This window comes from Pantoea sp. JK (assembly GCF_026130245.1).
GTDB lineage: Bacteria > Pseudomonadota > Gammaproteobacteria > Enterobacterales > Enterobacteriaceae > Pantoea > Pantoea trifolii.
In genome coordinates this window covers 182,562-205,032 of the sequence record NZ_JAINFN010000002.1, presented here as the reverse complement: position 1 = coordinate 205,032, position 22,471 = coordinate 182,562, and the positions used below count along the sequence as shown (strand labels likewise).

Annotated in this window: 23 protein-coding genes; 18 read left to right on the top strand and 5 right to left on the bottom strand. The window is 57.9% G+C overall.

Annotation, left to right across the window (positions count from 1 at the left end; translation table 11 throughout):
* Positions 1-38 precede the first annotated feature (38 nt).
* The 3 genes from PanJK_RS05430 (at position 39) to cmoB (ending at position 2,632) form a co-directional block, all read left to right on the top strand.
* Positions 39-860 carry a DUF72 domain-containing protein gene (locus PanJK_RS05430; protein ID WP_265297836.1) on the top strand — a complete coding sequence of 274 codons (822 nt, stop codon included), beginning with the start codon at positions 39-41 and terminating at the stop codon, positions 858-860.
* Positions 861-938: 78 nt separating this feature from the next.
* Positions 939-1,667 (top strand): carboxy-S-adenosyl-L-methionine synthase CmoA, encoded by a 729-nt coding sequence (cmoA, locus tag PanJK_RS05425; protein WP_265297834.1) that lies wholly within the window; start codon positions 939-941, stop codon positions 1,665-1,667.
* Entirely contained in the window at positions 1,664-2,632 is a 969-nt protein-coding gene (gene cmoB, locus PanJK_RS05420) for a tRNA 5-methoxyuridine(34)/uridine 5-oxyacetic acid(34) synthase CmoB (RefSeq protein WP_008110498.1), read from the top strand. Before cmoA ends, cmoB begins: the two co-directional genes overlap by 4 nt.
* A gap of 3 nt (positions 2,633-2,635) precedes the next feature.
* Here cmoB and PanJK_RS05415 read toward each other — a convergent pair whose 3' ends face one another.
* From PanJK_RS05415 to cutC, 3 genes are all read right to left on the bottom strand, one after another.
* The gene (locus PanJK_RS05415; protein ID WP_265297830.1) at positions 2,636-3,256 is read right to left on the bottom strand and encodes a LysE family translocator; all 621 of its coding nucleotides are present in this window, start codon (positions 3,254-3,256) and stop codon (positions 2,636-2,638) included.
* Between the two features lie 165 nt (positions 3,257-3,421).
* Positions 3,422-4,279 carry a hypothetical protein gene (locus PanJK_RS05410; RefSeq protein WP_265297828.1) on the bottom strand — a complete coding sequence of 286 codons (858 nt, stop codon included), beginning with the start codon at positions 4,277-4,279 and terminating at the stop codon, positions 3,422-3,424.
* Between the two features lie 169 nt (positions 4,280-4,448).
* A complete protein-coding gene (cutC, locus tag PanJK_RS05405) occupies positions 4,449-5,201 on the bottom strand; it encodes a copper homeostasis protein CutC (protein ID WP_265297826.1) in 753 nt (250 codons plus the stop codon).
* A gap of 85 nt (positions 5,202-5,286) precedes the next feature.
* On the opposite strand from cutC, the gene PanJK_RS05400 reads away from it, so the two are divergent.
* The gene (locus tag PanJK_RS05400) at positions 5,287-6,426 is read left to right on the top strand and encodes a MalY/PatB family protein (protein WP_265297823.1); all 1,140 of its coding nucleotides are present in this window, start codon (positions 5,287-5,289) and stop codon (positions 6,424-6,426) included.
* Here PanJK_RS05400 and PanJK_RS05395 read toward each other — a convergent pair.
* Complete coding sequence (locus tag PanJK_RS05395) at positions 6,423-6,983, bottom strand: VOC family protein (RefSeq protein WP_265297821.1); 561 nt, start codon at positions 6,981-6,983, stop codon at positions 6,423-6,425. The genes PanJK_RS05400 and PanJK_RS05395 overlap by 4 nt on opposite strands.
* A gap of 311 nt (positions 6,984-7,294) precedes the next feature.
* On the opposite strand from PanJK_RS05395, the gene PanJK_RS05390 reads away from it, so the two are divergent.
* From PanJK_RS05390 to aroQ, 6 genes are all read left to right on the top strand, one after another.
* Positions 7,295-7,417, top strand: a complete 123-nt coding sequence (locus PanJK_RS05390) for a hypothetical protein (protein ID WP_007889544.1) — start codon at positions 7,295-7,297, stop codon at positions 7,415-7,417.
* Positions 7,418-7,586: 169 nt separating this feature from the next.
* Positions 7,587-9,317 carry an arginine--tRNA ligase gene (gene argS, locus PanJK_RS05385; protein ID WP_256696633.1) on the top strand — a complete coding sequence of 577 codons (1,731 nt, stop codon included), beginning with the start codon at positions 7,587-7,589 and terminating at the stop codon, positions 9,315-9,317.
* Between the two features lie 395 nt (positions 9,318-9,712).
* Positions 9,713-11,092 carry an MFS transporter gene (locus PanJK_RS05380; RefSeq protein WP_061718574.1) on the top strand — a complete coding sequence of 460 codons (1,380 nt, stop codon included), beginning with the start codon at positions 9,713-9,715 and terminating at the stop codon, positions 11,090-11,092.
* Between the two features lie 18 nt (positions 11,093-11,110).
* Positions 11,111-12,370, top strand: coding sequence for a gallate dioxygenase (locus tag PanJK_RS05375; RefSeq protein ID WP_265297808.1), 1,260 nt, complete (start codon positions 11,111-11,113; stop codon positions 12,368-12,370).
* The gene (locus PanJK_RS05370; RefSeq protein ID WP_265297806.1) at positions 12,370-13,209 is read left to right on the top strand and encodes an amidohydrolase family protein; all 840 of its coding nucleotides are present in this window, start codon (positions 12,370-12,372) and stop codon (positions 13,207-13,209) included. The genes PanJK_RS05375 and PanJK_RS05370 overlap by 1 nt, the downstream gene beginning before the upstream one ends.
* Positions 13,206-13,637: a type II 3-dehydroquinate dehydratase gene (aroQ, locus tag PanJK_RS05365; RefSeq protein ID WP_061718571.1), complete on the top strand. Its 432-nt coding sequence runs from the start codon at positions 13,206-13,208 to the stop codon at positions 13,635-13,637. Before PanJK_RS05370 ends, aroQ begins: the two co-directional genes overlap by 4 nt.
* Here aroQ and PanJK_RS05360 read toward each other — a convergent pair whose 3' ends face one another.
* Positions 13,638-14,864 (bottom strand): LysR family transcriptional regulator, encoded by a 1,227-nt coding sequence (locus PanJK_RS05360; RefSeq protein ID WP_265297801.1) that lies wholly within the window; start codon positions 14,862-14,864, stop codon positions 13,638-13,640.
* A gap of 130 nt (positions 14,865-14,994) precedes the next feature.
* Here PanJK_RS05360 and galB point away from each other — a divergent pair, with 130 nt between their 5' ends.
* The 8 genes from galB to PanJK_RS05320 all read left to right on the top strand — a co-directional run bounded on the left by galB (position 14,995) and on the right by PanJK_RS05320 (position 22,458).
* Positions 14,995-15,735 (top strand): 4-oxalmesaconate hydratase, encoded by a 741-nt coding sequence (galB, locus tag PanJK_RS05355; RefSeq protein ID WP_061718569.1) that lies wholly within the window; start codon positions 14,995-14,997, stop codon positions 15,733-15,735.
* Positions 15,732-16,445, top strand: a complete 714-nt coding sequence (locus PanJK_RS05350) for a 4-carboxy-4-hydroxy-2-oxoadipate aldolase/oxaloacetate decarboxylase (RefSeq protein ID WP_265297798.1) — start codon at positions 15,732-15,734, stop codon at positions 16,443-16,445. Before galB ends, PanJK_RS05350 begins: the two co-directional genes overlap by 4 nt.
* Positions 16,446-16,448: 3 nt before the next feature.
* Positions 16,449-17,537, top strand: coding sequence for a 4-oxalomesaconate tautomerase (locus PanJK_RS05345; RefSeq protein ID WP_265297796.1), 1,089 nt, complete (start codon positions 16,449-16,451; stop codon positions 17,535-17,537).
* A 3-nt stretch (positions 17,538-17,540) separates the two neighbouring features.
* Positions 17,541-18,425 carry an NAD(P)-dependent oxidoreductase gene (locus tag PanJK_RS05340; protein ID WP_265297794.1) on the top strand — a complete coding sequence of 295 codons (885 nt, stop codon included), beginning with the start codon at positions 17,541-17,543 and terminating at the stop codon, positions 18,423-18,425.
* Positions 18,426-18,541: 116 nt separating this feature from the next.
* Entirely contained in the window at positions 18,542-18,997 is a 456-nt protein-coding gene (locus PanJK_RS05335) for a GlcG/HbpS family heme-binding protein (RefSeq protein WP_061718565.1), read from the top strand.
* A gap of 15 nt (positions 18,998-19,012) precedes the next feature.
* The gene (locus tag PanJK_RS05330) at positions 19,013-19,540 is read left to right on the top strand and encodes a sorbitol dehydrogenase family protein (protein WP_265297791.1); all 528 of its coding nucleotides are present in this window, start codon (positions 19,013-19,015) and stop codon (positions 19,538-19,540) included.
* On the top strand, positions 19,533-21,134 hold the full coding sequence (locus PanJK_RS05325) for a GMC family oxidoreductase (RefSeq protein WP_265297787.1): 1,602 nt from the start codon (positions 19,533-19,535) through the stop codon (positions 21,132-21,134). Before PanJK_RS05330 ends, PanJK_RS05325 begins: the two co-directional genes overlap by 8 nt.
* Positions 21,135-21,144: 10 nt before the next feature.
* On the top strand, positions 21,145-22,458 hold the full coding sequence (locus tag PanJK_RS05320; protein WP_265297784.1) for a c-type cytochrome: 1,314 nt from the start codon (positions 21,145-21,147) through the stop codon (positions 22,456-22,458).
* Positions 22,459-22,471 lie beyond the last annotated feature (13 nt).

Sequence of the window (22,471 nt, the reverse complement as noted above, 5' to 3'; positions counted from 1 at the left end):
CCGCCCTTTCCCGCCCCTAAAGGATTCAGGAGTTCGCGTTGACACTTCGCATAGGATTACCGCAATGGCAGCACGCGCAATGGAAACAGTTCGGCATTGAGACCTTAGCCGACTACGCGCAGCTGTTTGGTTGTGTCGAAGGCAATACCACGCTGTATGCGTTGCCAAAGCCGGAAGTGGTGCTGCGCTGGCGCGATATGACGCACGACGATTTTCGTTTCTGCTTTAAGTTTCCCGATAGCATCAGCCATAAAGCGGCGCTGCGCGATTGCGATGAGTTGCTGACGGAGTTTTTCCGCCTGCTCGATCCGCTGAGCACACGCATTGGTCAATATTGGCTGCAGCTACCCGCCGCGTTTTCACCGGCACAGCTGGTTGATTTATGGTCCTTTCTCGACATTTTGCCACGCAATTTCCGCTATGGCGTTGAGGTGCGGCATCAGGCGTTTTTTGCCAAAGGTGAAGCCGAACGCGCGCTGAATCGCGGTTTACTGGATCGTGGCGTTAATCGGGTAATTTTAGATAGCCGTCCGGTGCATGCTTCAACCTCACAAACCGCCGCCGCCGTGGATGCGCGATCGAAAAAGCCGCGCGTACCGCCGCATGCGGTGCGCACCGGTTCGCAACCGATGGTACGTTTCATTGGTAGCGATAGCGTGGCGGAGAGCGTGCCGCTGTTTCAGCCGTGGCACAGCAAGCTGCACGCGTGGCAGCTGGATAGCGATCCCATGCTGTTTATTCATACGCCGGATATGGGCGAGGTTTTTCCGCTGATTCAGGCGTTGTGGCCACAGTTGCAGCAGCTGGAGCCATCGTTACGCGATCTGCCCGACTGGCCGCAGCAATCGAGCCTGTTTTAGACGCAACGCAAAGGGTGCAGCCTGGCCGCGTTTCTGCCAAAATAGCGCCCTTTCCGTTTTCTCTCCGGACCTTTCATTATGTCTGATCGCGATACGCTATTTTCCGCGCCCATCGATAAGCTGGGCGACTGGACCTTTGACGAGCGCGTAGCTGAAGTTTTTCCCGATATGATTCAGCGCTCGGTGCCGGGTTATTCCAACATCATTTCGATGATTGGCATGCTGGCAGAACGCTTCGTTCAGCCGAATAGCCAGGTTTACGATCTTGGCTGTTCGCTGGGTGCCGCCACATTGTCGGTGCGCCGCAATATACATGTGCCTGGCTGCCAGATTATTGCTGTAGATAATTCGCCGGCGATGGTTGAGCGTTGCCGTCGCCACATCGATGCTTTCCGCGCGGATACGCCGGTACATGTGATCGAAGCGGATATTCAGGATATCCACATTGAGAACGCCTCGTTGGTGGTGCTGAACTTTACCCTGCAATTCCTTGAGCCGCCGGCCCGTCTTGAGCTGCTGAAGAAGATCGTTAATGGATTGAATCCGGGCGGCGCGCTGGTGCTGTCGGAGAAGTTCAGCTTTGAAGATGCCGATGTCGGCGAGTTGTTGTTTAACATGCATCACGATTTCAAACGCGCTAACGGTTACAGCGAGCTGGAGATCAGCCAGAAACGCAGCATGCTCGAGAACGTGATGCTGACCGATAGCGTCGAAGCGCATAAGGCGCGACTGAAAACCGCCGGTTTCAAACATGCGGAGTTGTGGTTCCAGTGCTTTAATTTTGGTTCGTTGGTGGCGTTGAAATGATTGAGTTTGGCCGTTTTTATCAGCAGATTGCCACCGGCCCGCTGGCCAGTTGGTTGGAAGTGTTACCGGCGCAAGTTGCCGCATGGCAGCGTGAGAATTTGCACGGTAAGTTTCGCGACTGGGAGAAGTCCGTTGATTATCTGCCGCTGCTGACGCCGCAGAAGCTGGATTTGTTGCACAGCGTGAGTGCGGATGTTGAGGATCTGACCGATCGTCAGCGTCTGGGCATTGAGAATCTGCTGCGCAATTTGATGCCGTGGCGCAAAGGTCCCTATTCGCTGTACGGCACCGAGATCGATACCGAATGGCGTTCCGACTGGAAATGGGATCGCGTGTTGCCGCACATTTCGCCGTTGCAGCATCGCACGGTTTTGGATGTCGGCTGCGGCAGCGGTTATCACATGTGGCGCATGATTGGCGCGGGCGCGAAGTTGGTGGTCGGCATCGATCCGATGCAGCTGTTTTTGTGCCAGTTTGAAGCGGTGCGTAAGCTGTTGGGCGACGATCGTCGGGCGCATTTGCTGCCGCTGGGCATTGAGCAACTGCCGGCGTTACAAGCGTTTGATACCGTGTTTTCAATGGGCGTGCTTTATCACCGCCGTTCGCCGCTTGATCACCTGATGCAGCTGAAAAATCAGTTAGTCAGCGACGGTGAGTTGGTGCTAGAGACGCTGGTGATTGAAGGCGATGAGAACGCGGTGTTGGTGCCGGGTGAGCGTTATGCGCAGATGCGTAATGTGTACTTTATCCCTTCTGCGGCGGCGCTGAAGAGCTGGCTGGAGAAGTGCGGATTTGTCGATGTGCGCATCGCAGATTACGCGGTGACGTCCGTGGAAGAGCAGCGTCGCACCAGCTGGATGACCAGCGAGTCGCTGGCCGAGTTCCTTGATCCGAATGACAGCAGTAAGACCGTTGAAGGTTATCCCGCCCCGTTGCGTGCTGTGTTAGTGGCGCGCAAGCCGTAATGCTTAACGCCGCGATAGCGCCAGCTTCGCGGCAAAGCCGATAAAGACGCAGCCCGTCAGGCGATCCATCACTTTCAGCACCGCCGGACGGCGTAAATGCGTCGCAAAGTACTGGCTGCTGCCGATTAGCACCGCATTCCACACCAAACCAATCACCATGTGTGTGAGCGCCATCAGCGTACACCACAGCGGCACCGATGCGCCCGCCGGGATGAACTGCGGCAGGAAGGTGACGTAGAAGACGCCGACTTTAGGGTTTAACAAGTTGCCAAATAGCCCGCGTGTGAAGCAGGCAACATAGCTTTGCTCTTTATTCTGCGCATGCTGACCTTCTTCCGCTTGGGTACGTGGGTTAATGAGTAATTTGACGCCGAGATAGAGCAGATAGGCCGCACCGATCCATTTCAGCATGTTATACGCCATTTCCGAAGCCAGCAGCAACGCGCCCAATCCCAGCCCCACCGCAACTCCCCACACCAGGCAACCCAGCGTGACGCCAAACGCCGTTGCCGATGCACGTTTCCAGCCTTGCGCGGCGGCGGAACGCAGCACTAGTACAGTATCGAAACCGGGCGTGAGCGTGAGAATGGTGATGGCGAAGAGGAAAGATAGAATAAGTGTCATGCGATGATCTCTATTGCTCCGGTGCGTTTCAGGCTGAAAACAAGGGCCGCTGCGTAAAGGCGTCGTGGACACATCCCTGTGGACTCTGCCGCCGCATCCATGCGGCGGAAGCTTTACTTCGCGGCCCTTGTTTCCAGCCTTTATGTGGGTTTTGTGCGCTTTGCTTTAATCTTGTGCGGCTGTTTCGCTGGGTGCGTTCCAGTATTGGTATTTATAAGCGGAGCTGAGATGGCGTTCAATGGTGCCTTTGGCGAATACTTCGGTTTCATGCAGATAACTGAGCGTACAGTTGCCCACTTCATCCCACAGTTGGCACTCATCCACCGAGCGTATCGTACTGACTGGCGTGGTCGATGTGCCGTTCAGGCGCAGTTCCCGCCACTGGTTATCGTAGCTGTAAGTATCTTTGCTGCGCGCGCTGCTGGATGAAGTCACCAATCCTTGTGGATTCCAGCGCCAGCTGCTTTCGCCGTTGGTCATGCTGTCGCTGCCGCGCGCCACGCTTTTTTCTACTCTGAACTGTTTGTCATAGCGGTAAGTGGTATCGGTAAAGCCATCTTTGCCCATGCTGGTGAATTTATCGGATGAGCTGACGATGTTGCCGTGCTGGCCGATTTGCCAGCTGATGGTGCCCTGACGGTTATCAACCACTTCCTCCTGCCCCGCTTTGATCACTTTGACCATGTAGGCATATTCCGCCACCCAGCCGCGCTGTACGCGGGCGATATGCTGTTCCATCGTCAGCAAGACGTTGCCTTCATTTTTGTCGTAGGAGATATCGGCCACCATCAAATCGCCACATTGATCAAACTGGCCGAGTACGCGCTTTTGCGAGTCCACGTCTTTGCCAAATTCGCCCGCCACCACCTGACGCACCGCGCCTTTGGCATCGCCACCCAGCATGATCCAGTTGTTGCTGCTGGTGATGTTTTTGCTCATCGGTGGACACGCCGTGCTGACCGCCAGCGCGAAACCGCAGTAAGGGAGAAGCAGCAAAAAAACGGTATAAGGGATGGATTTCATGAAGGTTATCCGTACGAGACCATAGAGTAATCAAAGCATCATTTACACGATCACGCTATCTCTGCAGGAATGGCAGATAAAAAGAACCCCAGTTAGAAGAACTGGGGTTGGTACTTGCAAACATCACGTCATTTGAGCTGGCGTGCTGCGCGGCAAAATCGGGGAGAATTCAGGCTACCCGGACGGCGCTCATCTGCGTCATGCTTTTCATGGCTTCAACCACATCACCATCAACGCAATAGCGACTGAATTCATCGGTTTCCGCTTCGGAGCACATTGAAACACCGGCTTTACGGTAGCGCATCGGCGAAGCGACTAAACGGCTGGCGGAGCTGTGAACTTCCTGCAATCCACTGTCGATGAACTTCTGGATGTTGCTCAAACGGACGCCCGCACCGGCCATAATAATCGGACCTGTGCTGTGTTCATTTAGTTCCCGTAATAATGCAATTCCTGCTTCGGCGCTCTGTTGCTGGCCAGACGTCAGGATACGCGCGATGCCTAAATCAGCCAGCACCTCAAGTGAGCGTTTTGGACTGTGGCATAAATCAAAGGCGCGATGGAAAGTGACGTCCATGCCGTCACACAGCGTCATAATTTGCTGCATACGAGCGATATCGACATGCGCATCTTCATCCAGCATGCCAATCACTAAGCCGGGGAAACCGAGTTCACGCATGAGCGCCACGTCCGATTTCATCGACTCAAACTCACAGTTGGTGTAGCAGAAATCGCCGCCGCGTGGACGGACGATAGGATGTACCGGGATCGAAATTTCACGTCGTGCCGCTTCCAGCACGCCGGCTGAAGGCGTCAACCCACCTTCGCGCGGTGCGCTGCACAGCTCCACGCGATCGGCACCGGATAGCTGCGCAGTCATTGCGCAGTCGATGCCGTAGCAACAAATTTCCAGTTTCGTCATACCATGCTCCTTCTCATGACTTCTGGCTCGGGATGAATGCTTCAGTTAGTCTACTTAATTGGACAGTTTACGTGGAACTCGCACTATGGCATTCGATTTTAATCAATGGATAGACCGTCGTCACAGCGATAGTTTGAAATGGCACAAATATGGTGATCGCGATGTGCTGCCGCTCTGGGTAGCGGACAGCGATTTCCGTTCGCCGCCGAGTGTGATTGAGGCCATTAAACAGCGTGCTGAGCACGGCGTTTTTGGCTATGGCGCAACGCCAACCGGATTGATTGATATCACCCTTTCCCGTTTAGCGCAGCGCTACAACTGGCAGATTGAGCCGGACTGGATTGTGTTGTTGCCTGGCGTGGTGTGCGGTTTGAATCTTTCGGTCCGCGCATTCACGGAATCGGGCGAATCCACGGTTTCCCCAACGCCGATTTATCCGCCGTTTCGCGGTGCAGCAAGACTGGCCGATCGCGCGCAGGTGCATTTACCGCTGCGTTTACAGGACGATCGCTGGGTGATGGATCTCAATGCCAGCGCCATGCAGGGCAATGAGCGCCTGCTGATGCTGTGTAATCCGCAGAATCCAGGCGGCACGGTTTATCGTCGTGACGAGCTGGAAGCCCAGCTGGCGTTTGCGCAGCAGCATGATTTGATCGTCTGCTCGGATGAAATCCACTGCGATCTGTTGCTGTCACCCGGCGCGCAACACATTCCGTTTGCAGCATTAAGTGAAGATGCCGCACAGCGCAGCATCACGCTGATCTCGCCATCGAAAACCTTCAATATTGCCGGATTGGGCGCCTCGATGGCGATCATTCCCAATCCAGAGTTGCGCGCGCGCTTCAAACGCGTGCGCGAAGGCATTGTGCCTGGCGTGGATATTCTGGCGCTGGTGGCGGCCGAAGCGGCGTGGCGCGATGGCGATGAGTGGCTGGCGGCGCAGCTGGATTATCTGCGCGCTAATCGCGACTGGCTGGTGGCGCAGGTCAATGCGCTGCCAGAACTGCAGATGGCCGCGCCGGAAGCGACTTATCTCGGTTGGATCGACGCCAGCAAACTGGATGTCGCCAGCCCAATGGACTACTTCGAACAGCACGGCCTCGGTTTTTCACCGGGTCACGATTTTGGCGACAATAATTTCGTGCGCTTCAACTTTGGCTGTACGCGCGCCACGCTGGAACAGGCGGTGGCGCGTTTGCAGCAGGCAGTAGCAGCGCGCCGTTAAGCCTGTTCGCTGGCGACAATCTCTTCCAGTCGCCACGGATGAAACTTGATGGTGGTTTGCCCATCCGTCACCGCCAGTGTCGGATTGGGCAAACGCTCATTCTTACCTTTAGGCGCGCTGGTTTTGAACGAGATGCCCGGCTGCGTCAGCGCATCATCCGAGAGCAGCGCCATCGCGCGCACACCCAGCGTTTCCGGTTCACCGCGCAGCACAATCTCCACGTGTTCCCACCCTTCATGGCGATACAGTTTCTCACCCGGCCACGGCAGTTCAATCACATCGATTTGCCAGCCCGCGAGGTTCAATGGCTGATGCAGTTTGAACAGGCAGATCGGGCGACCATTGATCATGGCCTCAGAAAACTGCGTGCCGATTTGCAGCAGTCCGGTTTTCCATCGTTCTGCCGTCGCATACTGGTGGCAGCGCACCGCGACGTGATCGGCTTCATGTTCAGCCAGGTTAATGCCTAAACGTTTAGCAAACAGCGCCAAAGAGTGCTCAAAACGAGCCAGGTCTTGTTTTAAATCATCCAATTCCATAGGAAAGTTGGTCCGCATCACGTTTTACCTCTAATTCAGTTCAGGTTTACTAATCAATATGAAATTTGCTAGCCGTTGATTCCGCTTGACAAAATTGTCGGATTCATCCGATTTAGGCGTCAAAAAGGCTGAAAACCGCATAAATAGACCATTCATTTCGGATTTATCGTCAAAACAGGTCCAGCAGTTACTTTATGAAAGTGGCTTAACCTTCTGTTATTATTCAGGATAGTTAATACAATGAGATAACTCTTATTTAAGTTGCAAACAATTGCAGCCTGATACCCTTTCTTATAAATTTGTGTTTCACAACTACAAGGAACGGCCTTATGTCTATGCTCATTGTTGTCGCGGTCCTGATTGCATTAATGGGATTTGCAATTTCCCGCCATTGGAAGGTGCGTGAAGACAAAAGCGTTAAAAATCCTCGTCGTCACCCACGGCGCCGTTAATCGGCGCTGAGGGTCCGATGTACGTCTCACTCAATACCGAATAGCTGACTCACTTTAACATTTCACGTATACTTCCCCTCTTATTTTTCCGTCCCGCCGCGCAGTTGCGGGATGACGACATCGGCTCGCCGCCTACAGGCGGGCCTTTTCAGCATATGAAGGTAACGCGGTGAATATTCAGGCTCTTCTTTCCGACAAAGTCAGTCAGGCAATGATTGCGGCGGGTGCGCCTGCCGATTGCGAACCTCAGGTTCGTCAGTCTGCGAAGGTACAGTTCGGTGATTACCAGGCAAACGGTATGATGGCCGTGGCGAAAAAGCTCGGTCAGGCACCGCGACAACTGGCTGAGCAGGTAATTCAGCATCTGGATCTTAACGGCATCGCCAGCAAAGTCGAAATCGCCGGTCCCGGCTTTATCAATATCTTCCTCGATCGTGCATGGCTGGCGGCGCAAACCGCACAGGCGCTGCAGCTGCCGCGCCTCGGTGTGAGCAGTGTCGCGCCGCAAACTATCGTGGTGGATTACTCCGCGCCCAACGTGGCGAAGCAGATGCATGTCGGTCACGTTCGCTCCACCATCATTGGTGATGCCGCAGTGCGTACGCTGGAGTTCCTCGGCCACAAAGTCATCCGCGCCAACCACGTCGGCGACTGGGGCACGCAGTTCGGTATGCTGATTGCCTATCTGGAAAAGCAGCAGAACGAACACCACGAAGAGATTGCGCTGGCTGACCTGGAAGCCTTCTACCGCGAAGCCAAAGTGACCTATGATGCCGACGAAGCTTTCGCTGAACGCGCACGTAACTACGTGGTGAAACTGCAAGGTGGCGATGAATATTGCCGCAGCATGTGGAAGAAGCTGGTCGATATCACCATGAGCCAGAACCAACTGGTCTATGACCGCCTGAACGTGACGCTGACGCGCAACGATGTGATGGGTGAAAGCCTGTACAACGACATGCTGCCGGGCATCGTCGCCGACCTGCGTGAAAAAGGGTTGGCGGTGACCAGCGAAGGCGCCACGGTAGTTTTCCTTGATGAGTTCAAAAACAAGGAAGGCGAACCGATGGGCGTGATCATTCAGAAGAAAGATGGCGGCTATCTCTACACCACCACCGACATCGCCTGCGCCAAATACCGCTTCGAAACCCTGCATGCCGATCGTGTGCTCTATTACATCGATTCCCGTCAGCATCAGCATCTGCAGCAGGCGTGGACCATCGTGCGTAAAGCCGGTTACGTGCCGGAATCGGTACCGCTTGAGCATCACGCGTTCGGCATGATGCTGGGCAAAGATGGTCGTCCATTCAAAACCCGCAGCGGCGGCACGATTCGCCTCGCCGATTTGCTGGATGAAGCCGTCGAACGCGCGCATGCATTGGTCAGCGAGAAGAATCCAGAGATGTCAGCGCAAGAGCTGAAAGATCTGTCGGAAGTGGTGGGTATCGGCGCAGTAAAATACGCTGACCTGTCAAAAAGCCGCACCACCGATTACATCTTCGACTGGGACAACATGCTGGCATTCGAAGGTAACACCGCGCCTTACATGCAATACGCCTACACGCGCGTGCTGTCGGTGTTCCGCAAAGCCGGTATTGATGCCGATAGCCTGAGCGGTGACATCGTGCTGACCGAAGAGCGTGAAGCGCAGCTGGCTACGCGTCTGCTGCAGTTCGAAGAAGTGATTACGCAGGTCGCTCGCGACGGTACGCCACACGTGATGTGTGCTTACCTGTACGATCTGGCCGGCCAGTTCTCTGGCTTCTACGAACACTGCCCGATTCTCTCCGCCGAGGACGAGAACATCCGTCAGAGCCGCTTGCAGCTGGCCGCGTTAACCGCGAAAACGCTGAAGCAAGGTCTGGACACGCTGGGCATCAAAACCGTCGAGCGCATGTAATACCCCATAGCGGAGAGCGCCGCAAACGGCTCTCCGCTGCTTTCCATCTTCCTTCCTGTTAAACATCCCCCTTAATCTGCTCTGAACTTGGCTTTTCTCCAGCCCAATATCTGCAATTTCTCTCGCTTCATACGCTTTCTCAATTTTCCGACACAGCTCACCAAATAAACAAAACTCATACCTTCATAACCATTTTATGGCAGACAAAGTCGCATGCCATCCCTAATTTGGTAATGGAAGCAAGAAAGCTGAAACATGCAACAAGCTGTTTTAAAAGCTAAAAACTATAAAACTTACCCCTGCAATCGGGTTAAAGTGATGCCCCCGGCCCATGTCAGGGCGGAATAAAATCTCAACCCGATAACGTCATTAATAAAAAAATCAGAGCGTATCCTATGAGCAATCACGACATTATCGATGTAAAAGGCTGGATCGACGCCCGCCCGATCACCGGATACCAGTGGCTGACCCTCAGCCTGTGTTTCATCATCATCATGTTTGATGGCTACGACGCGGCAGCGATGGGTTTCATTGCGCCCGCGCTAATTGAAGACTGGGGCATCAGCCACGCGGAAATGGGGCCGATTCTCGGCGCGGCGATGTTCGGCGTGGCGATTGGCGCGCTGATCGCCGGTCCGTGGTCCGACAAATTCGGCCGCAAGCGCGTGCTGCTGTTGTCGATCGCCGTCTTCGCCTGCTTCAGCCTGATGAGCGCCTTCGCCCGTACGCCGCTGGAAATGGGCGCGTTACGTTTTCTCACCGGCCTTGGTCTCGGCGCGGTGATGCCCAACTGCGTCACGCTGGTGTCGGAATACATGCCGGAACGCCGCCGCAGCCTGATGATCACCGTGATGTACAGCGGGTTTAATATCGGTTCCGGATTGGGCGGATTCATCGCCGCCGGCATGCTGCCGCACTTTGGCTGGCAAGCGGTGCTGGGTTTGGGTGGCCTGTTGCCGTTGCTGATGTTGCCACTGCTGCTGTGGCTGCTGCCGGAATCGGCGATGTACATGGTGGTGCGCAAAGTCAGTCGCGACAAGATAGCTGCGGTGCTCAAACGTCTCGGCGGCGAATTCTCCGCCGGTACCGCCTTTGTGCTCAATGCGCCGATTATCCCGAAAAAAGCCCAGGTGCTGCAGCTGTTCAGCCGCGGCTATGCGGGCGGCACGGTGGTGTTGTGGCTCACCTACTTCATGGGTCTGTTCGTCATCTACCTGCTGAACGGCTGGCTGCCAACCATCCTGCGTTCTGGCGGCGTAACGCTGGAGCGCGCGGCGATTGTCGCGGGCTTGTTCCAGCTCGGTGGCACCTTTGGCGGCCTGATGGTCGGCGGATTGATGGACCGTTTCAAAGCGAAATACGTTATCGCCCTGTTCTATCTGCTGGGCAGCTTCTGCCTGGTGTCGCAGGGCATCTGGAGCTTTGGCCCGAATGTGCTGGCGCTGCTGGTGTTCCTCGCTGGCGTCTGTATCAACGGGGCGCAAACCGGATTGCAGGCATTTTCTCCGGCCTTTTATCCCACTGAAATGCGTGCCACCGGCGTGTGCTGGATGCACGGCATTGGTCGCAGCGGCGCCATTATCAGCTCTTCACTGGGCGGCGTGCTGCTCGGCGTGTTCCCTGGGCAAACAGCCATTTTTATCGTTTTGTCGCTCCCGGCAGTTTTAGCGGCACTTTCCATCACCCGACATCACCCTGCACAGGTGGCCCGTCAGGTTAAAGGCATCGACCTTAATGACCTGCCGTCCCTGTCGCGTACCCTCAATAATCGATGAAGTAGAGGTCAAAAAATTATGGCTAAAATCATAGGCGGTTTAGCGGTTTCTCATACTCCCACCATTGGCTTTGCGGTTGATCACAACAAGCAGCAGGAAGGCGCATGGGCTCCGATTTTCGATGGTTTTGCGCCGATGCAGCGCTGGCTGGAGGAGAAAAAACCGGACGTGCTGCTGTACGTGTTTAACGATCACGTCACCTCCTTCTTTTTCGATCACTATTCGGCCTTTGTGCTGGGCATTGATGACGAATATGCCGTGGCGGACGAAGGCGGCGGCCCGCGCGATCTGCCACCGGTAAAAGGCCATGCGGCGCTGTCACAGCACATTGGTGCCAGCCTGATGGCAGATGAGTTCGATATGTCATTCTTCCAGGACAAAGCGCTGGATCACGGCCTGTTTTCGCCGCTGTCGGCGCTGGCACCGTGGCAAGGCGGCTGGCCGATGCAGGTGGTTCCGCTGGCGGTCGGCGTTTTGCAGTTTCCGATTCCGACGGCGCGTCGCTGCTATAAACTCGGCCAGGCACTGAAGCGCGCGGTGGAGAGTTTCCCGGAAGATCTGAAAGTCGCGGTGGTGGCGACCGGCGGCGTTTCACATCAGGTTCACGGTGAGCGCTGCGGCTTTAACAATCCCGAATGGGATGCGCAGTTTATCGATCTGCTGATCAACGATCCCGAGCGCCTGACCGAAATCACTCTGGCGGAATACGCCACGCTCGGCGGCCTGGAAGGTGCGGAAGTGATTATGTGGTTGATCATGCGCGGCGCGCTGTCGGCCAACGTCGAGAAACTGCATCAGGATTACTATCTGCCTTCGATGACCGGTATCGCCACGCTGATCCTCGAAAACCAGTCTCGTGAAGCGCCAGTTGATGTGCATCAGCGTCAGCGTGACAAGATCAACCTGCAAATGAGCGGCGTGGAAAAACTGCCCGGCACCTATCCGTTCACCCAGGCGCGCAGCCTGAAAGCGCTGCGCATCAACCGCTTCCTGCACCGCATGATTCAGCCAGAGTGGCGTAAGCGTTTCCGCGAAGCTCCGCAGGCGCTGTATCAGGAAGCCGGACTGACCGCTGAAGAGCAAACGCTGATTACCCAGCTCGACTGGCGCGGCATGATCCATTACGGCGTCAGCTTCTTCCTGCTGGAAAAACTGGGTGCGGTGGTGGGCGTGTCTAACCTGCATATCTACTCGGCGATGCGCGGCGAAACGCTGGAACAATTCCAGCAGACGCGCAATCAGCAGGTGCTCTACTCGGTAGCGGGGAAAAAAGAGTGATGTTTACGCAACCGGTTATCGACTGCCATCACCACGTTTTTGATCCAGTAAACTTCCCCTGGGCGCCTGAAAGTGCCTATAACCCGGACGGACACGAGCTGGCGACGCCGGATTACTATCGCGCCGTGATGCAGGCCTACAACATCCGCCACTCGCTGATTGTCGGCCCGACGTCGGGCTATAACACCGACAATCGCTGCCTGCTGGATACCCTCAAGCGCGGCGAAGGACGCTTCAAGGGCATTGCCGTCACGCCGCGAGACGTGGATAGCGACACGCTCGCCAGCCTAAAAGATCAGGGCATCGTCGGCATTGCGCTGAACGTGGCGATGCTCGGCACCGAGCCGTTTCTCCAGCTTGATGCTCTGATGGGCAGGCTGGCGGAGCTGGATCTGTTTGCCCAGATTCAGGTGCAGAACGATCAGTTAATGGCGCTGATGCCGCTGCTGTCACGCACCCGCACGCGCCTGCTGATCGATCACTCCGGCCGACCAGACGTCAGCGCAGGCGTAGCACAGCCGGCCTTTCAGGCGCTGCTGTCGCTGGCCGGTCAGCCGCGCACCAGCGTGAAACTTTCCGGGCTGGCGAAATTCTCCCGCCAGCCGTATCCCTTCAGCGATGGACATCCCTATCTGCTGGCCTTGCTGGACGCTTTCGGCGCGGAAAATTGCATGTGGGGATCGGACTGGCCTTTCCTGCGCGCCACTGAACGCATGGATATGGGCACGCAACTGCTGCTGATCGAACAGCTGATCCCCGATGAAAACAGTCGCCGTCAGGTGCTTTGGCACACGCCACAACGGCTGTTTGGTTTTACTGATTTACAGGAGTCACGATGAGAACCATCTATGTATTGAACGGCCCGAACCTCAATCTGCTGGGCACCCGTGAGCCAGAAACCTACGGCTCCGACACGCTGCAAAGTGTGGAAGCGCTGTGCCGCGCAACGGCGGAAGAGCTGGGCGTAGCGATTGAGTTTCGCCAGACCAACCACGAAGGTGAAATGATTGAGTGGATTCAGCAGGCGCGTCTTGAAGCGCAGGCGCTGGTGATCAACCCGGCGGCGTGGACGCACACCTCGGTGGCGATCCGTGATGCGGTGACTGGCGTGGCGCTGCCGTTGTGGGAAGTGCACATCACCAACGTGCACAAGCGTGAGCCCTTCCGTCACCACTCCTATCTTTCCGATGTCGCGCAGGGCGTGATCTGCGGCTACGGTATTCGCGGTTACCGCTATGCGTTGATGGAAGCGGCGCGCGCAGGCTGATTATTCATCCTGCCCGCACACTTCACGCAGGCAGCGGATCAGCGCATCCGCTGCCGGTGAGTGCAGACAGCCCGCCCGCACCGTCAGCCCGATGGCGCGATCGGTATCCGGTAACGGCACCGGTAGCGCCACCAGCGCGCCGGACGCCAGTTCCACTTCCAGCTGGTGCGCGGAGACCGCCGCCAGCATATCCGACTGCATCAGCAAGCCGCGCACCAACGCCAAATCGCCGGTTTCCACCACCGGATCGGGTGCCGGAATGCCCATCGCCTGAAAACTGTTATTCAGCAGATATCGCGCTGGCGTGGCCGAACGCGGTAGCACCCAACGCGCAGCGCGCAGATCTTCGGTAGAAAGCTCACGCCCGACTAATGGATGATCGTGACGCGCCAGCAGCACCATGCGTTCCGAGAACAGCGTCTCGCGCGTGACGTCCAGCGCATCTTCATCGCGGCGCAGCGCGCCAAAGATAAAATCGATATCGCCGGAGCGCATCTCCGAGGCCAGCACGCCAAAGGCGCTTTCACTGGTTACCACGCGCACGCCCGGATAACGCGCCGTCAGCATCACGATCGCCTGCGGCAGGATACGCGTGCGTCCCAGCGGCAGTGCGCCCACGCGCACCGTTCCCTCGAGTATCCCGCTGCGGGCAGCGATATCGGCCGGAATGTGCCGCAATTCATTCAGCGCACGCCGCACGTTGGCTTCTATTTCACGTCCGGCCAGCGACGGCATCATGCCGTGCGGCGTGCGCTCCAGCAGCGCGATGCCCGCGCCGTTTTCCAGCACGCGCAGCGCGGCGCTCACCGCTGGCTGGCTCAGTCCGAGACGTGCCGCCACCGTCTGCATATGCCGCGTCTGACACAGGGTGATAAAAATTTGCAGCCGACGTACGTTAAACAACCACAGCGGTTCCGCATCGCTGCGCTGTGCGCCGCGTCCCTGCAATTTTGCCAGCCGCTGCGGCACCTGATGCAGCTCTTCAATCGCCCGCAACGCACGCGGCAGCACGCATTTGCCGAAGTCAGTCAGCATCATGCCACCGGCGTGACGTTCAAACAGCGTCACGCCTAAGGTGAGCTCCAGGTCGCGAATGGCGCGGGTAATGGCCGACTGGGTGCGAAATAATTCATCTGCCGCCCGCGAGACACTGCCTTGTGCCACCACCTGACTAAATGCCCTGATTTGCATCAGGTTTGTCAGCTCCTGCGTGCCCTTTTCTGCCATCTTTCCCTGCCCCTTTTCGCCACCGATCGATGTCGCAATATAAATAAAACGCATACCTGCTGCAATTAAATGAATTATCGCCGCCAGGTTGGCAGTGACAGCATGGAAAAAAACAGCGGAGGAGTATGCCATGACTAACAACACCCCCAAAAAAACCGCGCTGGTGGTCAGCGCTCACTCAGCGGATTTCGTCTGGCGCGCCGGCGGTGCCATCGCGCTGCACCATGCGCAGGGCTATGACGTTCACGTTGTCTGCCTCTCGTTTGGCGAGCGCGGCGAGTCGGCCAAGCTGTGGCGCAAAGGAGAGATGAGCGAGGCGAAAGTCAAAGCCGCCCGCCGCAGCGAGGCGCAGGCCGCCGCCGAGATTCTCGGTGCCAGCATTGAATTTTTTGACCTCGGCGATTATCCGCTGCGTGCCGATAAAGAAACCCTGTTCCGCCTTGCCGACGTCTATCGCCGGGTGCTGCCGCATTTTGTTCTGACCCATTCGTTGCAGGATCCCTACAACTACGATCACCCAATGGCCACGCATCTGGCGCAGGAAGCGCGCATTATCGCCCAGGCCGAAGGCTACCGTCCGGGCGAAAAAATTGTCGGTGCGCCGCCGGTTTACTGCTTCGAACCGCACCAGCCTGAGCAGTGCAACTGGAAGCCGGATGTGCTGCTGGATATCACCTCGGTGTGGGACAAAAAATATCAGGCGATTCAGTGCATGGCCGGGCAGGAACATCTTTGGGAATACTACACGCGCGTGGCACAGCAGCGCGGCGTGCAGGCCAAGCGCAACGTCGGGATTACCACCAGCCGCGACATCATTTATGGCGAAGGCTATCAGAGCATCTTCCCGCGCGTAACCGAGGATCTGGCATGAGCATCATCGCGAAAAAAGGCGTCGCGGTGCGCCACATTCCCCGCACGGCAACCGCGGATATCGACGCGCTGGCGCGCTTTGGCGTCGCTACCGTGCACGAAGCGCAGGGCCGCAAAGGCTTGCTTGATCCCGCTATTCGTCCGATTCAACAGGATTGCGCCATCGCGGGCAGCGCGGTCACCGTGCTCGTGGCACCAGGCGATAACTGGATGTTCCACGTCGCGGTGGAACTCTGTCAGCCGGGCGATGTGCTGGTGGTTGCGCCAACCTCGCCGTGCAGCGACGGCTTCTTCGGCGACCTGCTGGCGACCTCGCTACAAGCGCGCGGTGTGCGTGGACTGGTGGCGGATGTCGGTGTGCGTGATAGCCGCACGCTGCGCGAGATGGGCTTTGCCGTCTGGTCGCGCGCGGTGTATGCGCAAGGCACCGTCAAAGAGACGCTCGGTTCGGTGAACGTGCCGCTGGTGTGTGCCGGGCAGCTGATCTGGCCGGGTGATGTGATCGTCGCCGATGACGACGGCGTGGTGGTGGTGGCACGCGAGGAAGCCGCCAGCGTGGCAGCCAACGCGCGTCAGCGTGAAGAGCTGGAAGAGAGCAAACGCCTGCGTTTAGCGGCCGGTGAGCTGGGACTGGATATCTATCAGATGCGCCCGCGCCTGGCGGAAAAAGGACTGCGCTATCTCGACACGCTCGATCAACTGGAGGAGTAAACCATGCGCCAGCGTCGCATTCCCTGCTTACTGATGCGCGGCGGCACCTCCAAAGCCGCCTGCTTTCTGGCGCAGGAGCTGCCCGCAGATCCTGTGACACGCGATCGGGTGCTGCTGGCGGTGATGGGATCGCCCGATATCCGCCAGATTGACGGCCTCGGCGGGGCCGATCCGCTCACCAGCAAAGTGGCGATCGTCAGCGTTTCACGCCGGGACGATGCCGATGTCGATTACCTGTTTGCCCAGGTCAACGTCGATCAACCCCGCGTTGATTACGGGCAAAACTGCGGCAATATCCTCGCCGCCGTCGGGCCTTTCGCCGTGGAACGCGGGCTGGTAAAGGCAGGCAATCAACGCACCCGCGTGCGCATTTTCATGCAGAACACCGGGCAGATTGCCGAAGCAGCGTTCGCCACGCCCGACGGTGAAGTCGACTATGACGGTGACTTAAGTATTGATGGCGTACCCGGCAGCGCAGGCGAGATCGCCCTCACCTTCAAAGACATTGCCGGATCGAGCTGTGGCGCGCTGCTGCCGACCGGTCAGGTGCGCGACTGTTTTGATGGCATTGATGTCACCTGCATCGACAACGGCATGCCGGTGATTTTAATCCGTGCGGCAGATGTCAATTGCAGCGGCTATGAAAGCCGCGAAAGGTTGGATAACGACAGCGAGCTCAAGCAGCGGCTGGAGTCGATTCGCCTACAGGCCGGGCCGCGGATGAACTTAGGGGGTGTCAGCCAGCGTACGGTGCCCAAAGTCACGCTGCTGGCCGAAGCGCGTCACGGCGGCGCGATCAGCTCACGCACCTTTATTCCGCATCGCTGCCACGCCTCGATTGGTGTACTTGGCGCGGTGAGCGTTGCCAGCGCCTGCCTGATCCCCGGCAGCGTCGCCGACGGACTGGCGCGCACCAGCCAGCAACCTCAGCAGCGTCTGAGCGTGGAACATCCCAGCGGCGAATTCAGCGTATTGCTGCAGCGCGAAGGCGATAACCCGCTGGCGGGCTGTGGTCTGCTGCGCACCGCGCGCGCCATTTTTGCCGGTGACGTCATGATTCCGGCGGCGGTCTGGCCCTTCAGCAAGGAGTAAATAATGAACATCACCTTCATCGGTTTTGGCGAAGCGGGCGGCATTCTCGCCCAGGACTTACAGGCGCAGGGCAACACGGTGACGGCGTGGGACCGCAAAGCCCTCGCGGCAGAAACCCTGCCCGCGCTGCAGCAAAAAGCGCAACAAGGCGGCGTGCGATTGGCCGCTTCACTGGCGGACGCGCTGCAGGATGCCACGCTGGTGTTCTCCACCGTTACCGCGTCGCAGGCCCTCAACGTGGCGCAGCAGGCGGCCGCGCTGTTACAGGCTGGGCAGCATTTTCTCGATCTCAACTCGGTAGCACCGCACACCAAACGCGCCGCAGCTGAAGTGATTAACGCCGCAGGTGCCAGCTATATCGACGTGGCGGTAATGGCACCGGTGCCACCCAAGCGGCTGGCGACGCCGCTGCTGATTGGCGGTGCGCAGGCTGAACAGGTGCAGCCGCTGCTGCAACAGTTGGGCCTCAATAGCCGTTTGCTGGGTGGCGAAGTGGGTGAAGCCTCGGCGATTAAAATGTGCCGCAGCGTGATGATCAAAGGCCTTGAGGCGCTGACCACCGAATGCCTGAGCGCGGCGCGCCAGTACGGCGTAGAGCAAGCGGTGCTCGATTCGCTACACGCCAGTTTCCCGTCGCTGGGCTGGAACGATCAGCTGCCACACTACCTGATCAGCCGCGTGGCGGAGCACGGCCAGCGACGCGCTGAAGAGATGCAGGAAGTGGTGAAAACGCTGCAGGACGTCAAGGTACCGGCCGCCATGAGCGCAGCGATTGTTACCACCCAGCAAGGGCTGGTGGATGCGTTAAACGCCCGTGCCCTGCGTTATCAACAACTGACACCGTTCGTTTGGCAAGAGACGCTGGATAAGATCTATCCACCTCAATGAGTTATACGTCTAAAGGTATGCGTTTTGTTTATCGGCAATTGTTTACATTTTTGCAACGGCGTAGCGTAAGCGAGACGAGAAGCAGGTTTCAAAACAATAACTATCGGAAGCAAAACATGAAGATTAGAGCATCTGTCGCCCTTTCCCTGCTACTGGCAGCGGGTATTGGCCAGGCCAGCGCAGCCGCGCTGGACGCCAGCCACACCAACCAGGTTATCACCAGTGTCAAAAACAGCATCAGCGCCCAGCACAGCACCGGCTGCGTGGCGGTGGTTGATGCCAGCGGCACGCTGCTGGCCTTCCAGCGCCTTGACGGCGCGTCGCCGGGCTGTGTCGATGCCGCGATTGGCAAAGCGCGCACCTCGGCGCTGTATCACGCTCCTTCCCTGAAATTTATGCAGCGCCTGCAGAGCGGCGAAACCACCGTGCTTGCCATCCCGCACGCTGTGGCGCTCGGCGGCGGTTTCCCGCTCACGCTGCAAAATGAAGTGGTCGGCGCGGTCGGCGTCAGCACCCCTAAACAGGATCTGGATAACCAGGCTTCAGAGGCTGCCGCTCAGGCGCTGAAATAACGTTCGGGAATTTCCATGATGACTCTTTCACGCCGCCGGTTGCTGACCGGCACGGCGAGCCTGCTGGTGGCTGGCGTCCTGACGCAGGCGCTTCCCGGCAGCCGGGCTTTCGCCTCGCCGCCGCTGGCCGCCGCAGTCGCGCCTTCTGCCAGTTTCACTGCGATTTCCGCCCGATTAACCGGACTGGACCAGCCGGATGCCCTGCTGGCGCAGCGCCTCTACAGCTGGCTGCACGACCACTTCCCGCAGCTTGATAGCCAGCTCGATACCCTCAACGCGCTGCTGCAACAGCAACCCGCCGCCAACGGCAGCAGCCTGCTGGCGCTGCTGAATACGCAGCCTAAAACCCTTAACGATATTTATCAGGCGCTGGTTTCCGGCTGGTATCTCGGCGTTGTTGGCCCGCTGCCGCGCCCGCAATGCATCGCTTTTGAGAATATCGTCAGCTATCAGCTGCTGCGCGATTCCCTGTTACCGCCGAGCTACGCGCCGGGGCAACCTAACTTCTGGACGCAGCCGCCGGCAAGGAGAGCACATGTCTGATTCATTAAGCGCCGATGTGGTGGTGATTGGCGCCGGCATTGCCGGTTCACTGGCAGCGTTAAAGATGGCCAAAGCCGGCGCATCGGTATTGATGCTGGAGTCCGGCCCAGAGATTAAACGCGATCAGGCGGTGGAGTATTTCCGCAACTCGCCGTTTAAAGGCGACTTCACCGAACCTTATCCGCCGCAGCCGTGGGCACCGCAGCCGAAATTCATTCCCAGCGATAACAATTACCTGATCCAGAAAGGCCCGGATCCCTATCGCGCCCAATATCTGCGCGGCACCGGCGGCACCACATGGCACTGGGCTGGACAAGCGTTCCGCCTGTTGCCGAACGATATGCGCATTCAGTCGCTGTACGGCATTGGCCGCGACTGGCCGATCAGCTATGACGAGCTGGAACCTTATTATTGCGACGCCGAATACCAGATGGGTGTTTCCGGCGACAGCGATCTGGCTTCGCCGCGTTCACGCCCTTATCCGCTGCCGGGCATTCCGCTGCCGTACGGTTTTGATCGCCTGAAGCAGCGACTCGGTCCGCTGGGTTATGAGGTGGGCATTGGCCCGCAGGCGCGTAACAGCATCGCCTATGACGGTCGTCCGGCCTGCTGTGGCAACAATAACTGCATGCCGGTTTGCCCAATTGACGCGCAGTATCACGGCGGTATCGCCGCACGTAAAGCGCTGGATGCCGGCGTAAAAATCGTTACCAACGCGGTGGTGTTTCGCATTGAGGCCGACGACAAAGGCATCATTCAGGCGGTGCACTATCTCGATCAGAACAAAGCGCGCCATCGCGTGACCGGTAAACAGTTTGTCCTCACCGCCAACGGCATCGAAAGCCCGAAAATCCTGCTGCTCTCCACCAGCGATCGCTACCCGAACGGCATCGCCAACAGTTCCGGCATGGTGGGCCGCAACCTGATGGATCATCCAGGATCGTCAGTGGAGTTTTACGCCGATGAGCCGGTGTGGTTTGGCCGTGGACCGATGCGTCCCGGCAGCATCAACAATATGCGCGACGGCGCTTTCCGTGGCGAGCGTTCGGCGCTGCGTATCGACCTCGCCAACACCTCGCCGGTGCGCTATCTCACCGAACGTCTGGTGCGTCAGGGCTATTACGGCAAGGCGCTTAACGACAAACTGGCCTTCCAGGCCGAGCGTTTTGTTCAGCTCAAGTGTCTGCTGGAGATGCTGCCGGAACCGCAAAACCGCGTCACGCTGAGCAAAACCGAAAAGGATGCCTGGGGCATTCCCCGTCTCGAGGTTTACTACCGCTTCCCGGAATACGTGCATCGCGGCTATGACCAGTCGATGATCGACTTTCAGCGCATGGTGCAAGAGATGGGCGGAACGGAAGCGGTTTACAGCAAGCGCGGCGTTTACGACAACAACCAGCACATCACCGGCACCATGATCATGGGCAGCAATCCGCAGGATTCGGTGGTGGACGGTCACTGCCGTACTCACGATCACCCGAACCTGTTTATCGCCGGTACCGGCATTATGCCGTCGGCCTCGACGGTTAACTCAACGCTGACCGGCACCGCGCTGGCGCTGCGTATGGCCGACAGCGTTCTGGCAAGCTTGTAAGGAGCACCCGATGAAACCTGTATTTATTCAGGCCGCTATCGCGGTGGTCCTGATGCAGTGCGCCATGGCGCAGGCGGCGGACAATGCCGCCCAGATTAAGCGCGGCGAGTATCTGGCGCGCGCCGGTGACTGTACCGCCTGTCACACCGCTACCAACGGCCCGCTGTTTGGCGGCGGCTTTGCGGTCAGTACGCCTTTTGGCCAGATCTGGGGCAGCAATATCTCCTCCGATAAGCAGTACGGTATTGGCAGCTGGAGCGACGATCAGTTCGTGGCCGCAGTGCGCGACGGCATTGGCAAAAACGGCGAGCAGCTCTATCCGGCAATGCCGTATGACTCCTTCACCAAAATGAAGCGCGACGATGTGCTGGCCATCAAAGCCTATCTGCTGTCGATGCCGCCGGTGCATCAGGCTTCACCGCAAACCGACCTGCCGTTCCCGTTCAACCAGCGCTGGGGCATGCGCTTCTGGAAGTGGTTTAACTTCGATAAAGGCGAATTACAGAACGATTCACAGCAGAGCGCGCAGTGGAATAACGGCCGCTATCTGGTTGAAGCGCTGGCGCACTGCGGCACCTGTCATACGCCGCGTAATCTGACCATGGGCATGGACAACGATAAAGCGCTGGCGGGAGGCGATCTCGGCGGCTGGATGGCGTACAACATCACGCCGGATAAGCAGGCAGGCATCGGTGACTGGAGCCAGCAACAGCTGGTGACCTACCTGAAAACCGGGTTTGTCGCCAATAAAGCCAGCGCCTCCGGCCCAATGGCCGAAGCGATTGAGCACAGCCTGCAATATCTGCCGGAGAGTGATCTGCAGGACATCGCTACCTATCTGCGCAGCGTCAAGCCGCAGCCGGACGCGCAGCAAACCCGTGCGCGCGACAGTTGGGGACAACCTTCCACCGCGTTGATTGCACTGCGCGGTGCCGATGATGCGACCCGCAACGCTCAGCCCGGCGCGGTCGTGTTTGCCGGTAACTGTGCCAGCTGTCACGGCGCGGAAGGTGCGGGATCGGGCAGCGGTTTCCATGCCTATCCGTCACTGTTCCATCACACCAGCACCGGCGCGGCAGATGCGCTGAACGTGGTATCGGTGATCCTCAACGGCGTTCATCGCCATATGACCGAGGGCGAAGTCTTTATGCCGGCCTTTGCGCCGGAACTGAGTGACCAACAGGTGGCGGATGTCAGTAACTTTGTGACCCAGCAGTTTGGTAATCCGGCGGCGGCCAAGGTGGATGCGAAGCAGGTGAAAGAATTAAGAGAGGATGCAAAACTGGCTTCACCACCGATTTACGGTCAGGGAGATAAGCCTTAATTAACGTATTCGG

Excerpts from the sequence above, each read along its gene's own strand:
- cmoA (WP_265297834.1), top strand. The coding sequence starts at position 939 with ATGTCTGATCGCGATACGCTATTTTCCGCGCCCATCGATAAGCTGGGC.
- cmoB (WP_008110498.1), top strand. The coding sequence starts at position 1,664 with ATGATTGAGTTTGGCCGTTTTTATCAGCAGATTGCCACCGGCCCGCTG.
- PanJK_RS05415 (WP_265297830.1), bottom strand. The coding sequence starts at position 3,256 with ATGACACTTATTCTATCTTTCCTCTTCGCCATCACCATTCTCACGCTC.
- PanJK_RS05410 (WP_265297828.1), bottom strand. The coding sequence starts at position 4,279 with ATGAAATCCATCCCTTATACCGTTTTTTTGCTGCTTCTCCCTTACTGC.
- cutC (WP_265297826.1), bottom strand. The coding sequence starts at position 5,201 with ATGACGAAACTGGAAATTTGTTGCTACGGCATCGACTGCGCAATGACT.
- PanJK_RS05400 (WP_265297823.1), top strand. The coding sequence starts at position 5,287 with ATGGCATTCGATTTTAATCAATGGATAGACCGTCGTCACAGCGATAGT.
- PanJK_RS05395 (WP_265297821.1), bottom strand. The coding sequence starts at position 6,983 with ATGCGGACCAACTTTCCTATGGAATTGGATGATTTAAAACAAGACCTG.
- PanJK_RS05390 (WP_007889544.1), top strand. The coding sequence starts at position 7,295 with ATGTCTATGCTCATTGTTGTCGCGGTCCTGATTGCATTAATGGGATTT.
- PanJK_RS05380 (WP_061718574.1), top strand. The coding sequence starts at position 9,713 with ATGAGCAATCACGACATTATCGATGTAAAAGGCTGGATCGACGCCCGC.
- PanJK_RS05375 (WP_265297808.1), top strand. The coding sequence starts at position 11,111 with ATGGCTAAAATCATAGGCGGTTTAGCGGTTTCTCATACTCCCACCATT.
- PanJK_RS05370 (WP_265297806.1), top strand. The coding sequence starts at position 12,370 with ATGTTTACGCAACCGGTTATCGACTGCCATCACCACGTTTTTGATCCA.
- aroQ (WP_061718571.1), top strand. The coding sequence starts at position 13,206 with ATGAGAACCATCTATGTATTGAACGGCCCGAACCTCAATCTGCTGGGC.
- PanJK_RS05360 (WP_265297801.1), bottom strand. The coding sequence starts at position 14,864 with ATGGCAGAAAAGGGCACGCAGGAGCTGACAAACCTGATGCAAATCAGG.
- galB (WP_061718569.1), top strand. The coding sequence starts at position 14,995 with ATGACTAACAACACCCCCAAAAAAACCGCGCTGGTGGTCAGCGCTCAC.
- PanJK_RS05350 (WP_265297798.1), top strand. The coding sequence starts at position 15,732 with ATGAGCATCATCGCGAAAAAAGGCGTCGCGGTGCGCCACATTCCCCGC.
- PanJK_RS05345 (WP_265297796.1), top strand. The coding sequence starts at position 16,449 with ATGCGCCAGCGTCGCATTCCCTGCTTACTGATGCGCGGCGGCACCTCC.
- PanJK_RS05340 (WP_265297794.1), top strand. The coding sequence starts at position 17,541 with ATGAACATCACCTTCATCGGTTTTGGCGAAGCGGGCGGCATTCTCGCC.
- PanJK_RS05335 (WP_061718565.1), top strand. The coding sequence starts at position 18,542 with ATGAAGATTAGAGCATCTGTCGCCCTTTCCCTGCTACTGGCAGCGGGT.
- PanJK_RS05330 (WP_265297791.1), top strand. The coding sequence starts at position 19,013 with ATGATGACTCTTTCACGCCGCCGGTTGCTGACCGGCACGGCGAGCCTG.
- PanJK_RS05325 (WP_265297787.1), top strand. The coding sequence starts at position 19,533 with ATGTCTGATTCATTAAGCGCCGATGTGGTGGTGATTGGCGCCGGCATT.
- PanJK_RS05320 (WP_265297784.1), top strand. The coding sequence starts at position 21,145 with ATGAAACCTGTATTTATTCAGGCCGCTATCGCGGTGGTCCTGATGCAG.